The organism is Sphingosinicella soli (genome assembly GCF_014199685.1).
GTDB lineage: Bacteria > Pseudomonadota > Alphaproteobacteria > Sphingomonadales > Sphingomonadaceae > Sphingosinicella > Sphingosinicella soli.
This window is the reverse complement of record NZ_JACHNZ010000045.1, coordinates 20,050-31,633: the sequence shown is the minus strand read 5'-3', so window position 1 is coordinate 31,633 and position 11,584 is coordinate 20,050. Positions and strand designations below refer to the sequence as shown.

At 63.4% G+C, this 11,584-nt stretch carries 10 protein-coding genes and 1 riboswitch; of the genes, 3 read left to right on the top strand and 7 right to left on the bottom strand.

Annotation, left to right across the window (positions count from 1 at the left end):
* Positions 1-73 precede the first annotated feature (73 nt).
* The 5 genes from GGQ98_RS15600 to GGQ98_RS15580 all read right to left on the bottom strand — a co-directional run bounded on the left by GGQ98_RS15600 (position 74) and on the right by GGQ98_RS15580 (position 6,204).
* Positions 74-1,396 (bottom strand): AIPR family protein, encoded by a 1,323-nt coding sequence (locus GGQ98_RS15600; RefSeq protein WP_184071172.1) that lies wholly within the window; start codon positions 1,394-1,396, stop codon positions 74-76.
* Positions 1,397-1,471: 75 nt separating this feature from the next.
* The gene (gene thiC, locus GGQ98_RS15595) at positions 1,472-3,331 is read right to left on the bottom strand and encodes a phosphomethylpyrimidine synthase ThiC (RefSeq protein ID WP_184071170.1); all 1,860 of its coding nucleotides are present in this window, start codon (positions 3,329-3,331) and stop codon (positions 1,472-1,474) included.
* Positions 3,332-3,395: 64 nt separating this feature from the next.
* Positions 3,396-3,509, bottom strand: a riboswitch (TPP riboswitch).
* Between the two features lie 35 nt (positions 3,510-3,544).
* Complete coding sequence (locus GGQ98_RS15590; RefSeq protein ID WP_184071168.1) at positions 3,545-5,062, bottom strand: lipopolysaccharide biosynthesis protein; 1,518 nt, start codon at positions 5,060-5,062, stop codon at positions 3,545-3,547.
* 25 nt (positions 5,063-5,087) lie between these two features.
* Positions 5,088-5,519 (bottom strand): DUF2141 domain-containing protein, encoded by a 432-nt coding sequence (locus GGQ98_RS15585; protein WP_184071166.1) that lies wholly within the window; start codon positions 5,517-5,519, stop codon positions 5,088-5,090.
* Positions 5,431-6,204, bottom strand: coding sequence for a sterol desaturase family protein (locus GGQ98_RS15580; RefSeq protein ID WP_184071174.1), 774 nt, complete (start codon positions 6,202-6,204; stop codon positions 5,431-5,433). Before GGQ98_RS15580 ends, GGQ98_RS15585 begins: the two co-directional genes overlap by 89 nt.
* A 112-nt stretch (positions 6,205-6,316) precedes the next feature.
* Here GGQ98_RS15580 and crtY point away from each other — a divergent pair, with 112 nt between their 5' ends.
* Genes crtY through GGQ98_RS15565 form a run of 3 tightly spaced genes read left to right on the top strand, consistent with a single transcriptional unit; the run spans position 6,317 to position 9,910 of the window.
* Positions 6,317-7,465: a lycopene beta-cyclase CrtY gene (crtY, locus tag GGQ98_RS15575; protein WP_184071164.1), complete on the top strand. Its 1,149-nt coding sequence runs from the start codon at positions 6,317-6,319 to the stop codon at positions 7,463-7,465.
* An 8-nt stretch (positions 7,466-7,473) separates the two neighbouring features.
* Positions 7,474-8,955 carry a phytoene desaturase gene (locus tag GGQ98_RS15570; RefSeq protein WP_184071162.1) on the top strand — a complete coding sequence of 494 codons (1,482 nt, stop codon included), beginning with the start codon at positions 7,474-7,476 and terminating at the stop codon, positions 8,953-8,955.
* Positions 8,948-9,910 carry a phytoene/squalene synthase family protein gene (locus tag GGQ98_RS15565; protein ID WP_184071160.1) on the top strand — a complete coding sequence of 321 codons (963 nt, stop codon included), beginning with the start codon at positions 8,948-8,950 and terminating at the stop codon, positions 9,908-9,910. The genes GGQ98_RS15570 and GGQ98_RS15565 overlap by 8 nt, the downstream gene beginning before the upstream one ends.
* Here GGQ98_RS15565 and GGQ98_RS15560 read toward each other — a convergent pair.
* A complete protein-coding gene (locus tag GGQ98_RS15560; protein WP_184071158.1) occupies positions 9,816-11,078 on the bottom strand; it encodes a sulfotransferase in 1,263 nt (420 codons plus the stop codon). The two genes, GGQ98_RS15565 and GGQ98_RS15560, sit on opposite strands and share 95 nt — an antisense overlap.
* Positions 11,075-11,572, bottom strand: coding sequence for a sterol desaturase family protein (locus GGQ98_RS15555; protein WP_184071157.1), 498 nt, complete (start codon positions 11,570-11,572; stop codon positions 11,075-11,077). Before GGQ98_RS15555 ends, GGQ98_RS15560 begins: the two co-directional genes overlap by 4 nt.
* Positions 11,573-11,584 lie beyond the last annotated feature (12 nt).

Sequence of the window (11,584 nt, the reverse complement as noted above, 5' to 3'; positions counted from 1 at the left end):
CAGTCGTTGTGGCGCTCCCATGGAGTATCTGTCCCATAGCGCATCCTTCCATTGCTGGCTGAATAATGCACCATCAAAGCCTGGGATCAAACAATAGATGATGAAGATCGCGCAGAAATACGATTCTGGCTGCAGTTACTTCCGGACGACCAAAAATATCCGCATACTTATCGTCGAAAACTTTATAAATCTGGTGGCAGGAATATGGTTCTCCCAAATCAAACGCCATTAGGAGTCTGCCAGCTAGCTCATTTGAAAGAGACGTCTTTCCGGGTTCTGTTGCTTCACCCCTTTTTATCTCAAATTGAATATCCGGAAATTCTTTCTCAAACTCCGCCTTTAGTCTCAACATCAGGCCATGGTTCGACCGAAGATCGCGCGCTTTAATGGAATTCTGATTGTTGCTATTGATTGTAATTTTTCTTGCCAATTCTTCATCGCGTAACGCAATCACTTTGACAAATACACGAAGATCGTCCGATAAGGATGCGGCGTTTTTGTAAAATGTTGAGATGCTTTGGGCGCCGTTCACGACGACATAGTCGGTTATAGTTAAATTCCCCCCATCGGTTTCCAGTTTTGCCGAGTCACAAAGGATAGTTATACCATTGTGATATAGTGGAAAGTTTCGATGTTCGTTATGGTCGGCTATCGATTTTGCGATCGATTTGTTTACTGCGGTGTTTCCAAGAGTTAGGCGGACGTTCTGCTTAAAGAGGCTATCATCAACTATGCCGCTGAGCTGAACTAATTCCGTGGATTTCGCTGGAAATACGAAGGTGATTACATCCCCTTGACCCTGAACTTCGAGGCAGCCAGCGTACGACACGTCGAAAGAAAACTGGCCTTTGACACCTTCGTCAGAATTAAAATCAATATGCTCTAACACGATCTTATTTTTGTCGAATAGCTCAATATTTCCAATATGATTTAAATATTCTTTGCAGTTCTGATCTTGATTAAGGTTGGCAACAAACACACCCTTAATTTTGTATCCTTCGTCAACAAGGGTCCTGATTCTTTCGCGATTAATAATTCTCTTCAGATCTTCATTCGCGTTTCCATTCAAAATTAGATCAATGGATTCACCTTTTTCAAACTGAGCTAACGCGCCAGAGAATGCTTTGAGATCGGCATCCCCGAGCGTTCTGTTATCATTTTGAGTAATCTTTGCTTGAAAAAAATGAATTTCCTGAGATGTGTTGTCGACATAGATGCCATCTATCCCTTTATCATTCTTTTCATCACAAATGGCATCATCAGCATCCACATCTCCGAGTCTATAAATATTCTCTAGAAACCAGTTGAGGAACGACGCAGACTCAGAACGTCCTTTGCCTGAATATGGCGCGATCAATCCTTGCACGCCGGCGTAATTTAGGTCGTCCACATTCATTGCTGTCACCCCCGTCACTTTGGATTACGCGGTGGTATCCTCATGGCTCTCTTTGAACAATAGGCTACGCGACGCTCAGTCATGCTCACGTCCACCGGCGCCTAGGTAAATCTCGCTCCCCATCTCACGGAACTTCTCGCTCATCTCCGCCATCCCCTTCGCGGCATCCTCGGCCGCGATGAACGTATCCGCGCTCTGGTTCTGCTTGGCGGCAAAGTCCCGCACTTCCTGGGTGATTTTCATCGAGCAGAACTTCGGGCCGCACATGGAGCAGAAGTGGGCGGTTTTGGCGCCTTCCGCCGGGAGCGTCTGGTCGTGGTATTCCTCGGCGGTGTCCGGGTCGAGGCTCAGGTTGAACTGGTCGCGCCAGCGGAATTCGAAGCGGGCTTTGCTGAGCGCGTCGTCGCGGACCTTTGCGGCGGGGTGGCCCTTGGCGAGGTCCGCCGCGTGGGCGGCGAGCTTGTAGGTGACGACGCCGACCTTCACGTCGTCGCGGTCGGGGAGGCCGAGGTGCTCCTTGGGGGTCACGTAGCAGAGCATCGCCGTGCCGAACCAGCCGATCATCGCCGCGCCGATGGCGCTGGTGATGTGGTCGTATCCGGGCGCGATGTCGGTGGTGAGCGGCCCGAGCGTGTAGAACGGGGCCTCGCCGCAGGCTTCGAGCTGCTTGTCCATATTGGCCTTGATCTTGTGCATCGGCACGTGGCCGGGGCCTTCGATCATCACCTGCACGTCGTGCTTCCACGCCACCTGCGTCAGCTCGCCGAGTGTGGCGAGTTCGCTGAACTGCGCCTCGTCGTTCGCGTCTGCGATGCTGCCGGGGCGCAGACCGTCGCCCAGCGAGAAGGCGATGTCGTACGCCTTCATGATCTCGCAGATGTCCTCGAAATGGTCGTAGAGGAAGCTCTCCTTGTGGTGGCTGAGGCACCATTTCGCCATGATCGAGCCGCCGCGCGAAACGATGCCCGTCACGCGCTTCGCGGTCATCGGGATGTAGGGCAGGCGCACGCCCGCGTGGATGGTGAAATAATCGACGCCCTGCTCGGCCTGCTCGATCAGCGTGTCGCGGAAGATCTCCCACGTCAGGTCTTCGGCGACGCCGCCGACCTTCTCAAGCGCCTGATAGATCGGCACCGTGCCGATGGGGACGGGGCTGTTGCGGATGATCCATTCGCGCGTGTCGTGGATGTTGCGGCCCGTCGACAGGTCCATCACCGTGTCCGCGCCCCAGCGGATCGACCAGACCATCTTGTCGACCTCGTTCGCCACGTTGCTGGCGACGGCGGAGTTGCCGATGTTGGCGTTGATCTTCACCAGGAAGTTGCGGCCGATGGCCATCGGCTCCGATTCCGGGTGGTTGATGTTGTTGGGGATGATGGCGCGGCCGCGCGCGATCTCGTCGCGGACGAACTCGGGCGTGACGTAGTCGGGGATGGCGGCGCCGAAATCCTGGCCGTCGCGGACGTATTCCTTCAGGCGCGCGCGGCCGAGGTTCTCGCGCTCCGCCACATACTCCATCTCGGGCGTGATGATGCCGCGGCGGGCATAGTGCATCTGGCTGACGTTCATGCCGGACTTGGCACGCAAAGGCCGCTTCACGACGTTGGGGAAGGGCTGCACGCCGCCGGAGCGGTCCGGGCCGAGCTGGCCGTTATCCTCGGGGCGGGTTTCGCGGGCGTCGTAGCTTTCCACGTCGCCGCGGCCCACGATCCAGTCGCGGCGGAGCGCGGGGAGCCCGGCGTTGATGTCGATGCGGGCGGCGGGATCGGTGTAGGGGCCGGAGGTGTCGTAGACGCGCACGGGCGGCTCGCCGGAGGTGGGCTCGAGGTGGATCTCGCGCATCGCGACCTTGTGCGGGCCGACGTAGACCTTGCGGCTGCCCCTGATGGGTCCGGTGGTGACGCCGATTTCGGTGCGGGCGGGGATGTCGGCCATGTGTCGTGCTCCGTCATGGGGGCGCGGCGGCGACGGGATATGGCAGTGGCAGCAAGCCCAAGGCGGGCAACTGCAGTTCCGATCCCTACGCCGGCACGACCCGGGTCAGGTTCGAAGGGTTCCCCCGCTCGCGCGGCGATCTCAGCCCGGCGACCACCGGGTACCCCTTGGAACGAATGCTGCGACGGACTCTGCGGGTTTCGCGCGCGGCTGTCAATTCGCTGCGGGGCGAACGCGGCGCAGCTTCGCCAGCGCGGTGCCGCTCACCTCCCGCATCTTCATCTCGAAACCGTCGGGGCGGCCTGCAAGCCGCCAGAGCACGAAGTGCGTGAGGATGTAGACAACAGCGCCCACGAAGACGCGCGGCATCATTTCGAACAGCACGACATATTCGGGCTGGCCCGGCACGAACGGCGCGGGCAGGGCCAGCACGGCCCCGGCCATCGCGGCGGCGGCCAGAAGACTGCGCCAGCTGGAGGTGAACGGCGAGAAGAACGAATCGCCGATCAGCGTCTTGGCGAAATACATGTTCACGGCGGTCTGCAGCAGCAGGCGGAACACGAGCGCGTAGACCACGGTGATGAACGTGCCCTGCCATACGGCGAGCGCGAACACGGGCAGCGCGATGACCGCGACGAACACCGCGCGGGTGAACATGGCGCGCGTCGCCTGCTTCGCCATCGCCAGGCCGTCCGTAGCGGAGGTGATCATCGTGAAGGCGAGCGTGGGAGCGAGGAGGACCACGACCTCCGCCGAAGGCAGCCATTTGGTGCCGACGAGAATCGCGATCATCTCGTTCGCCATCAGCGCGGTGCCCACACCGATCGGCAGCGCGATGCCCAGGATGACCGACTGCGCCTTGCGGTAAGCGCCGCGCAGGCGTTTGTCGTTGTGCGCGATGGCGGAGAGGCCGGGAAAGATCGCCTGGCTGAGCGGCGTTGCAAGCTCGCGCGTCGCCACCTGCGAAACGTCGCGGCCGATGGTGAAGTAGCCGAGCTGCGCGGCGCCCATGTACTTGCCGATCAGGAACTGCGGCGCGATCAGCGTGAAGTGCGAGATGATGCCCGAAAGCGTCAGCCAGCCGCCGAAGCCGAGGAAGGTGCGCCATTCGCGGAAGCTGACGCGCGGCCGATAGGGAATGCGCCAGTAGCTGAGCGCCATTTCGGTGAAACGGCCCGCAAGCGTACCCGCGACGATGGCCCAGTAGCTCTCCGTCATGATCGCGACGACGATCGCCGCCAGCGAACCCAGAATCGTGGAGGCGACGCGGCGGTTGAACTCCTTCGAGAAGTCGATGTTGCGCTGGTACATCATGAACGCGGGATTGCGGGCGCCGTCGAAGATCAGCACCACGCAGATCACGCGCAGCACGTCTTCCAGCTTGGGCTCGTTCATGTAGTTCGCGATCGGCCCGGCGAAGACGAACAGTACCGCCGCGATCAGGAGGCCGCGCAGGAAATTCATCGTGAAGCCGGTATCGATGTGCTTGCCTTCGATATCGCGCAGCGCGATGAGCGCGCTGTTCACGCGCATGTCCGAGAGCACCTGAACGAAGCCGATCACGACGATGGCAAGGCTCGCGACGCCGTAGTCCTCAGGCGCGAGCAGACGCCCGAGCACGATGAGGTTGACCATCGAAAACAGTCGCAGAACGAAGCGCGCGCCGGCCAGGAAAAGCGCGCCCTTGAAGACGCGGTTGCCGATATTCTCGTCGCTGCGTTCGAAATTCATGGGCACCCGTTAAGGTGTATCCGTTTCAAAGGAAATAACGCATGCGCAGCGTCTGCGCCGTCTCGCCTTCCACGTGGAAGCGGGCTTTTTCGAATTTGGGCGGGCCGAACGAGATTTTCGCGTTGTTCGAGAAGGCGACGCCCTCCGTCGGCATGCCGATGAAGCTCTTGTCGAGCTTCTTGTTGTCGTTTTCGTCGTGGATCGCCGAGATCGCATAGTCCCCCGGCGGCAGCCCGGTGATGTCGAGCACGGGATCCGCGGCGGAGAGCGTCTGTTTCGTCGCGCCTTCGGCGTGCGCGCAATCCGGGAAACCCGTGGACGTGTGCCACAGGCAGACGCGGATGCTGCCCTTCTGCGAGCGCAGCCCTTCAAACGTCAGGTGCAGCGATGCCTGGTCCGGAGGCGCCGCGCCGAGCAGCGGCAGGAATGCCGCCGCGATGACCACTCGTTTCAGCATCAAAATCTCCAAGGCCCCTGTCCGTCCCGCACAGCCTGTCCCAGTGCCGGAAATAAAGCCCATAGTTGCACCGGTAGTCCTGATGATGCCGGTGGTGGTGCGAGGCGGTTATCACCAGTTTCCCGAACGGTCCGTTAACCAGGGCGCGCGGGAACAGCTCCCAGCCCATGTGATTGGTGACGCCGAAAAAGGTCATCACGGCGAGGACAAGCCCCAGCGCGCCGACGTGGATCGGGATGATGAAGGTCAGCGCCGGAACCAGGGCCGCGCCGATCAGCGATTCCCACGGGTGAAAGCTCATCGCCGCCCATGCCGTCGGCGGGCGGCTGTCGTGGTGGACCTTGTGAATGCGCGCGAACAGGCGGGGCGCGTGCATCCAGCGGTGCGTCCAGTAGAAATACGTATCGTGCGCAAGAAGGTAGGCGAGCACGCTGCCCGGCAGCCACCACCAGCCGTGCGCGCCGGGATCGGTGTAGATGCGCGTCCAGCCGTGCGCGTGCCACGCATGGAGCGCGAGACCCGCCGGGACCGCATAGATGACGGCGGCGATCAGCGACCAGCGAATCTCGTCGCGGATCTGCCGCGCCATGCGATCGCCCGCATAGATGCCCGGCCGCACGCGCGCCGAAACCCACGCAAACGCGCCCGAAACCGCCAGATAGCGGACGGCGACGATGGCGATCATCGCAGCGACGGTGAACAGGGTTTCGGTCACGCGCGCCTTCTATCAGGCGGCAGGGCGCGGGTCATGCAAATCCGGTGGCTTTTGTACGCCGAGTTGATACATCTAGCCCCGGATGGATTTCGACCTGATCCTGGTGGGCGGGGGCCTGGCATCGGGGCTGGCGGGGCTGAGGCTTGCCGCCCGGCGCCCGGAGCTTCGCGTTGCGATCGTCGAGGCGTCGGATCGCATCGGCGGCGATCACATCTGGTCTTCCTTCGATACGGACATGACGCCCGCGCAGCGCGAATGGACAGCGCCGCTCTATGCCGCGCGCTGGCCGCGCTATGACGTGCGTTTCCCGGCGTTCGCGCGCACGCTGGAGCAGGGCTATGCAAGCGCGCGCTCCGAAAACCTCGACGCCGCGGTGCGCGCCGCGATACCGGCAGAGCGGCTGTTGCTGGGCAGCAGGGTGCGCAGCCTCGACGCGACGGGCGTGACGCTGGAAAGCGGCGAGCGTATCGAAGCGCGCGTTGTCATCAACGGGCGCGGACACGCGCCGACCACTGCGATGGAACTGGCATGGCAGAAGTTCGTCGGCCTGGAGATCGAAACGCTTCGACCCCACGGCATCGACGCGCCGATCATCATGGACGCCTGCGTCGATCAGGCCGAAGGCTACCGCTTCATCTATGTGCTGCCGTGGGACGCGCGCAGGCTGCTGATCGAGGATACATATTACAGCGACGGCCCCGATCTGGATATCGAGGCGGTGAAAGCGCGTATCGCGGAATGGGCGATGGGTGCGGGGCTCGGCCCTTACGGCGTCGTCAGGACCGAGCGCGGCGTGCTGCCGTTGGCGCTGGGGGGCAATATCGATGCGCTCTGGGATGCCGGAACGCCGGGGGTCGCGCGCCTGGGAATGCGCGCGGGGCTTTTCCATCCGCTCACGGGCTACAGTTTTCTCGATGCCGTCCGCACCGCCGATCTTCTTGCCGATCTGCCGCGCTTCGATCCCGATCTCGTCTACAACGCGCTGCGCGCGCACGCGACGCGCACGTGGCAGGGCCGCCGCTATTACCGGATGCTCGCGCGGATGCTGTTTCGCGCCGCCGAACCACCGGCGCGCTACCGGGTGCTTCAGCATTTCTACAGGCTTCCCGAAGCGCTCGTCGCACGGTTTTACGCGGGCCGCTCCACGCGCACGGACAAGCTGCGCGTGCTTGCCGGGCGTCCGCCCGTACCGCCGGGACGGGCTCTTGCGGTCATGCTGGGGTTGGATTAGGCGCGGGCATGAAAAAAATCGCAGTGATCGGCAGCGGCTTCGGCGGGCTCGCCCTTGCGGTGCGCCTGCAATCCGCAGGGCACCACGTTACGTTGTTCGAGGCGCGCGAAAAGCCCGGCGGACGCGCCTATGTTTACGAGGAGGGGGGCTACACGTTCGATGCCGGCCCCACGGTCGTTACCGATCCCACCTGCCTTGAAGAGCTGTTCGCGCTTTCGGGGCGCAGCCTTGCCGATTATGTCGACCTGATGCCGGTGGAGCCTTTCTACCGCCTGCACTGGCCGGACGGCACGACCTTCAACTACACGGGAGACGATGCGCGGCTCTCTGCCGAAATCGCGGCGCTTTCCCCTGAAGATGTAGAGGGTTATCGGCGGTTCTTCGCCTATTCTGAAGGGGTGTTCCGCGAAGGCTACGAGAAGCTCGGCCACGAGGCGTTTCTCGATTTCCGGTCGATGCTTGCGGCCGCGCCCAAGCTGATGCGTTACGGCGCGTGGCGTTCGGTCCATTCGGTGGTGGCGCGCTATATCCGCCATCCCAAGCTGCGCGAGGCGTTCAGCTTTCACACGCTTCTGGTAGGCGGAAATCCCTTCAATACCAGTTCGATATATGCGCTTATTCATGCGCTGGAGAAGAAGTGGGGCGTGTGGTTTCCGCGCGGCGGCACGCATGCGCTGGTGCGCGGCCTCGTGCGTCTGTTCGAGGATCTGGGCGGGACCGTGAAGCTCGCGACGCCGGTGACGGCGATCGAAACCGCAGGCGACCGCGTGACCGGGATCGTTGCGGGCGGGGCGCGGTACGACTTCGACGCCGTCGCCTCCAACGGCGACATCGTGCACACCTATGCGGAGCTTCTGGGGGCAACGGCGCGCGGAAAATCGGCTGCGAAATCGCTGAAACGCAAGCGGTTTTCGCCGTCGCTGTTCGTGATCTATTTCGGCGCGAAGGGTACATGGGCGGACGTGCCCCACCACAACATCCTGTTCGGCCCGCGCTATCGCGCGCTGCTGGATGATATCTACGGCGGCGGGGGGCTTGCGGACGATTTCTCGCTCTATCTGCACCACCCGACCGCGTCCGATCCGGGCCTGTCGCCGCCGGGGTGCAGCAGTTTCTACGTGCTGTCTCCGGTGCCGCATCTGGGCAAATACGACGGCGATTGGGAAAGCCTGGCGCCCGAGTACGCGGACCGGATTCTGCGCTCGCTCGATGCGCATGTGCTGCCCGGCCTTCTGGAAAATATCGAAGTGAAAAGCTGGTTTACGCCGCAGGACTTCAGAACCGAACTGAAGGCGCATCTGGGGTCTGCGTTCAGCCTCGAGCCCGTGCTGTGGCAGAGCGCGTGGTTCCGCGTGCACAACCGCGACGACGTGATCCCGAACCTGTATTTCGTTGGCGCGGGTACGCATCCGGGTGCCGGGATACCGGGCGTCGTCGGGTCGGCCAAGGCCACGGCGCGGCTGATGCTGGCCGATCTGTCCGATGGATGAGCTTGCCCGCTGGGCGAAGCGTAGCATCGCGCGCGGATCGCGCAGCTTCGCGCTCGCCTCCCGGCTGTTCGATCCCGCCACGCGGCGCCGCGCGTGGCTGCTTTACGCCTGGTGCCGCCACTGCGACGACGTGATCGACGGGCAGGAGGGCGGCCATGGCCGCGTGGAGCGCGGCGCGACGGTCGAGGCGAGGCTTGCCGAGCTGGCGCAGCGATCGCAGGCGGCCCTTCAGAACAAGATAGGCGATATCAATGCGTTCGGAGCGTTTTCTGCAGTTGCGTACGAAACCCGGATGCCGGCGACTTACCCGCTGACGCACATCGCGGGCTATGCGATGGACGTGCACGAGCGCCGCTTTCGAAGCATCGAGGATACGCTCGATTACTGTCACCATGTTGCCGGTGTGGTCGGCGAAATGATGGCGATCGTGATGGGTGTGAGGCCGGAAGACCGCGAGATGCTGCTGCGCGCTGCGGATCTCGGCATCGCCTTTCAGCTCACCAACATCGCGCGCGATGTGTTCGATGATGCCGCGCTCGGGCGCTGCTATCTGCCGGAAGACTGGCTTGCCGATGCGGGGCTTCCGCCGGGCGACCACATGCGCCCGGAGCATCGCGGCGCGCTGGTCGGCATCGTCGCGCGCCTGCTCGATCTGGCGGATATCTATTACGCGTCCGCCCGCGAAGGCGCACGCCGGTTGCCGCGCCGGGCATCGTGGGCGGTGCTTTGCGCGGCGGATATCTATGCCGCGATCGGTTCGAGCGTGCGCGCCGCAGGGGCCGGGGCATGGGACCACCGGCAGAGCACGTCCGTCGGCAGGAAACTGGCGTTCGTGATGCGCACGGCCTTTGCGCCGCACGTCACCGCGCCGCTGCCGCCGCGCCCGCCGTTGTGGAAGAAGGGCGATACGCCGGACTGGATGCCGCCATCGCTTCCGTCACCGCCTGCGGCGTAAGGCCGAAATCGGCGAGCGCGTAGCGGTGGCCGACATGGCGGTGCTCGCGCGCCGCATAGGCCTCCATCCGCGCCGTCAGCGCCTCTCCGAGCGGCAGGCCGAGCCAGTCGTACAGGCGGCGGATCGTTCCGCGCCGATCCCGGTTCATGTCCTCGAACGTCAGCGTGAAGGCGCGCGCGTCGGGAAGCGCGGCGCGGAACGCGGCGGCGCGGGCATCCCGAAGCGCGGTCTTGTGCAGCCATTCGCGGCCGATCCAGGCCGGATCAACCGTGTCCGACTGCACGACCATCTGGTTCCACACGAGCGATGCGCCCGAAGCGACAAGCGCATTCGTTTCGCGCGTCATGAAAATGAACCGGGCGCCTGGAAGTGCGGTAGAAAGTGAAGGTAAATCCTGAAGATATTGCGGAGACTTCAGAAGCCACGGCAAGTTCGGATCGTCGCCGCGAAACCACCCCGCGAGGCGCAGCAGATCGGCGAAGCGCCGGTAGACGGCGCGCGCGTCCGCCTGTTCGCAGTGGCGCGCGAAGGCCGGCACGCGGCGCTGCGCCTCGATCTGCGCGCCCCAGAAACTGTGCTCCAGCAGGCCGGTTTCCTCCTCGGGCTCCAGCGGCCCGGTGGGATGCGCGGCGGCATTGGCGGGATTCACCCCGTTGAGGAAACGCACGCCGAGCCCCGCCCAGCGGATGCGCGGATCGCGGCGCGCGGTGAAGCTGCGCGGCCACGGCACGGGGCTGAGCGTTTCATAGAGGCGCAGATGCGCGAAGCGGTCGTCGCACGCGAGCAGGCGCTGCAGCCGGGTCGTGCCCGATCGCATGTGGCCGCAGATGACGAGCGGCGGCGCAAGCGGGCGGTCGCGGATTTCGGGATGCGCGGCAAACAGCGCCTCGGCGCGCAGGCGGTCCACCAGAACCTTGAGAATGCCGCCGTGCGCGATGGTGCGGCCGATGGCGTTCATCGGCGCGTCCTGGAGCGCGGCGAGCAGCACCGAGAGATTTTCCCGCCAGCCGTCGTCGGGGCCGAAATCGTCCAGCTTCGCCGCGCGACGCGCTTGCCGGAACAGCCGGTCTTCGTCGAGGTCGGGCGGCGGCAGCACGCGCGCCGACCACAGCTTGGGCAGCGTATGTTCAGCAAAACGCAGCGCGGCAGGCCGGGGCGGCGGCTTCACGCGCCTGTCGGCATCCGGATGTCGCCCCCGGCACGCTCAAGCTCGGCCTTCAGCACGCGCACGGGCGGCGCCCACAGAAAGCCGAACGACACGGTGCCGTGCTTGCTGCTGACCACATGGTGCAGCCGGTGCGCCTGCACGATCCGCTTCATGTAGGCGCTTTTGGGCACATAGACGTGCGCGATGCGGCGGTGGACGATGACGTCATGAAAGCCAAAATAGATCGCGCCGTAGCCCGCAATGCCGATGCCGACCCACATCCAGGCCGGATGCCATCCCGCCTCGACGCCGAGATAGAGGCACGCGATTGAGGGCAAGGCGAACATGACGGCGAACCAGTCGTTCTTTTCGAAAAGGCCCGTGCGCGGCTCGTGGTGGGAGCGGTGCAGCGACCAGAGGAAGCCGTGCATCACCCAGCGGTGCGCGACATAAGCCACGCCTTCCATGATAAGGGTCGCGGCGAGCGCGACGAGGATGCCGGTCCAGATGCTCATGGCGCCGTGCTA